2 protein-coding genes are annotated in these 3,256 nt (G+C 36.6%); both read left to right on the forward strand.

The features are described from left to right. On the forward strand, nucleotides 1-2,461 hold a 2,461-nt coding region (locus HMPREF2810_RS09915; protein ID WP_070635603.1), incomplete at its 5' end, for a type I restriction endonuclease subunit R. A 189-nt stretch (nucleotides 2,462-2,650) separates the two neighbouring features. Next, nucleotides 2,651-3,235 (forward strand): DUF262 domain-containing protein, encoded by a 585-nt coding sequence (locus HMPREF2810_RS09920; RefSeq protein WP_002367943.1) that lies wholly within the window; start codon nucleotides 2,651-2,653, stop codon nucleotides 3,233-3,235. Nucleotides 3,236-3,256 lie beyond the last annotated feature (21 nt).

The raw sequence follows: 3,256 nt of genomic DNA on the forward strand, positions 1-3,256 counted from the left end.
TTTTGCGGTGGACCATACAGATGTTTATATGACGACAAAGTTGGACGGTAAAAAAACGTACTTCTTGCCATTCAATCAAGGTTCCAATGGGCCGGGAAGAGTTGGTGGAGCAGGCAATCCGTCCAATAAAGATGGCTACCCAACTGCCTACTTGTGGGAAAAGGTGCTTACTAGAGACAATTTGATGGATATTATCCAACGTTTTATGAATCTAGAGATTAAAAAAGAAAAGCAAGGCGACAGAGAAGTCACAAAGAAAACGTTGATTTTTCCTCGTTATCATCAGTTAGATGTGGTTCGAAAATTGGTTGCAGATGTAAAAAGCCATGGTAGTGGAGAAAATTATTTGATCCAGCATAGTGCTGGTTCTGGAAAATCTAATAGTATTGCATGGCTGGCATACCATTTAGCCTCTATTCATGATCAACTGAACTACCCAATTTTTTCATCAATTATTATTGTGACTGATCGAACAGTATTGGATCGCCAGTTGCAAAATACTATCATGAACTTTGATCATCAGACAGGTTTGGTAGAAACGATTGACGATCGCAAATCCTCTCAAGATTTAAAAGAAGCCATTAATGATGGGCGTAAGATCATTATTACCACTTTGCAAAAGTTCCCAGTGATCTATCAGGAAGTAGATCAAGTGGAAGGTCGTAATTTTGCTGTGATTGTGGATGAGGCACATTCTTCACAAACTGGGAACAGTGCCCAGAAGCTAAAAGCCGCTCTTTCGGACAAATCTAAATCCTTGGAAGAGTATTATGAACTGGAAGGCGAAGTTGACGATGTATTACCAGATGCTGAAGATGAACTAGTTCAACAATTGGCAGCACAAGGTAAACATCAAAATTTAAGTTTCTTTGCTTTTACCGCTACACCGAAAGAAAAGACATTGGAAATGTTTGGTACGAAACAACCAGATGGGCATTTCGAACCCTTTCATGTTTACTCGATGCGCCAGGCGATTGAGGAAGGCTTTATCTTAGATGTGCTGAAGAACTATATGACCTATAGTACTTCCTACAAAATTGCCCGTGAAATTGAAGATAACCCAGAATTACCAAAGAGTGAAGCAACCCGAGCGATTGTTCGTTTCCAATCATTGCATCCTTGGGCAGTTGCTCAAAAGACGGCTGTGATGGTTGAGCAATTCCGAGCGGTTACTCGTACAGCTATTGGTGGGCAGGCAAAAGCAATGGTCGTTACCGCATCACGCTTACACGCTGTTCGCTATATGAAAGAATTTAAAAAATATATAGCGAACAAAGGTTATAATGATTTGAATGTGTTGGTTGCTTTTTCTGGTTTGGTAGTAGATGGAGAGACTGAATATACAGAAACGAAGATGAATGTCACAAAATCTGGTGAGAATGTTCGGGAGAATCAATTAAAGGAAGCTTTCCATACAGATAATTTTAATATCTTGATTGTTGCTGAAAAATATCAAACGGGTTTTGATGAACCGTTGCTGCATACCATGTTTGTCGATAAGAAGTTAAAGGGTGTTAAAGCTGTTCAGACTTTATCACGACTCAATCGAACAATGCCTGGGAAGAAGGATACCTTTATTCTTGATTTTGTAAATGATGTTGAAGATATTGAAGCTGCTTTCCAACCCTTTTATGAACAAACAAATTTGAGAGAAGAAATCAATGTTAACTTGATTTATGATACTCAAAGCAAGCTACGAAAATTTAATGTTTACAATCAAGGTGATATTGAACGTGTCATGAAATTGGTGAAACAAGCCCAAAAGCAACAGAATGAGCGCTTGCTTGGACGAATTTCTAGCATGTTTAAGCCGATTATGGATCGCTATGAGGAAATGAATAAGGATAATCAGTACCAGTTTCGGGTGACTCTACGTAACTTTAGCAAGTGGTATGATTATATTTCACAACTTGATCGGTTATTCGATATGGAATTATTGGAGGAGCGGATTTTTACTGGATACTTGCTGAAGTTTCTACCTAAAGAAACACGAGAGAATATTGATATTTCTGATAAAGTAAAGTTGGAATATTATAAGTTACGTCAGGATTTTTCCGGTGAAATTCATCTAGTGAATAAAGAAGGCGAGCTAGTAAATCCAAAGACAATTGATGCAGGAATCAAACCGCCGGATGAACGAGACTCACTAGAAGAAATCATTCATAAAATCAATGAACGATTTCCTAATGATTTTGATGAAGGAGATCGAGTATTAGTAGAGATTTTGTATCGGTCATTTGCAGATAACCCAGATTTGAAGGTTGTCAGCATGGCTAAGAATAACGATGCTCAGATGTTTGAAAAATCGCTGTTCCCTGATGTATTTAAAGATAAGGTGATGGAGCAGTATGAGAAAAACAATGCAGCTTTTGAGAAAATGTTTGGGCATGATGATAGGTACTTTGATCTAGTATATACATTAGTTGCTAGAGATTTATACAAGTTATTACGGACGAAATAACTTGTATAAATAAGGATTAAGCAATACAATTTCTCTCAAAAATAAAGGAGAAGTTGTATTGTTTGCTTTTAAGAAAGCGCTGAAAAATTTGTTACATACTAAATTGTCTGAACTCTGTCATATCAGCTATGTTAGAATAAAGGAAATAGATTTATTTTTATAAACAGTGTTGTCTCGGAAGTTTAAAATATGTCAACCACAATTGAAGTGAACAAACAAAGCGTGAAGCAGTTTCTTGAAACTGGGAAGATCAAAAAATTTGTTATTCCAGAATATCAACGTCCCTATGCTTGGACTGACGAGCAAATCCAAGTACTGTTTGATGATTTAGCGGAGTACACAGCAAACAATAACGAGAGTACTTACTTTTTGGGAAGCATTGTGGCTTATGAAAATGATCATAACGAGCAAGAAATCATTGATGGACAGCAAAGGATAACTACGCTATTTTTATTTTTGAGAGCTATCTATGCTAAATTAGAAAATAGTTGTGAAAAGGAAGCTTTATTCTTGAAAAGCCAAATTGAACCTGCGTTATGGGAACAAGATGACTTAACAGGTGAGGTTAAACCAGATAAAATTCTGATTATGTCTCGAGTAATGTGGGACGAGGGGAATGAAGAATTTGCTAGTATTCTAGTAAGTGGTGAAGCAGATGTTAAATCAAAAAGTAATTATTCGAAGAACTATATTTTAATTCAACATCTATTAAATGAGTATGCAACAAACGAACCACTATCATTTTATCGTTTTATCAGTAAAAAGGCGATTTGAATGAATTATTCCGTGTCCATT

The sequence above is a fragment of the Enterococcus sp. HMSC078F03 genome (assembly GCF_001811595.1).
GTDB lineage: Bacteria > Bacillota > Bacilli > Lactobacillales > Enterococcaceae > Enterococcus > Enterococcus faecalis.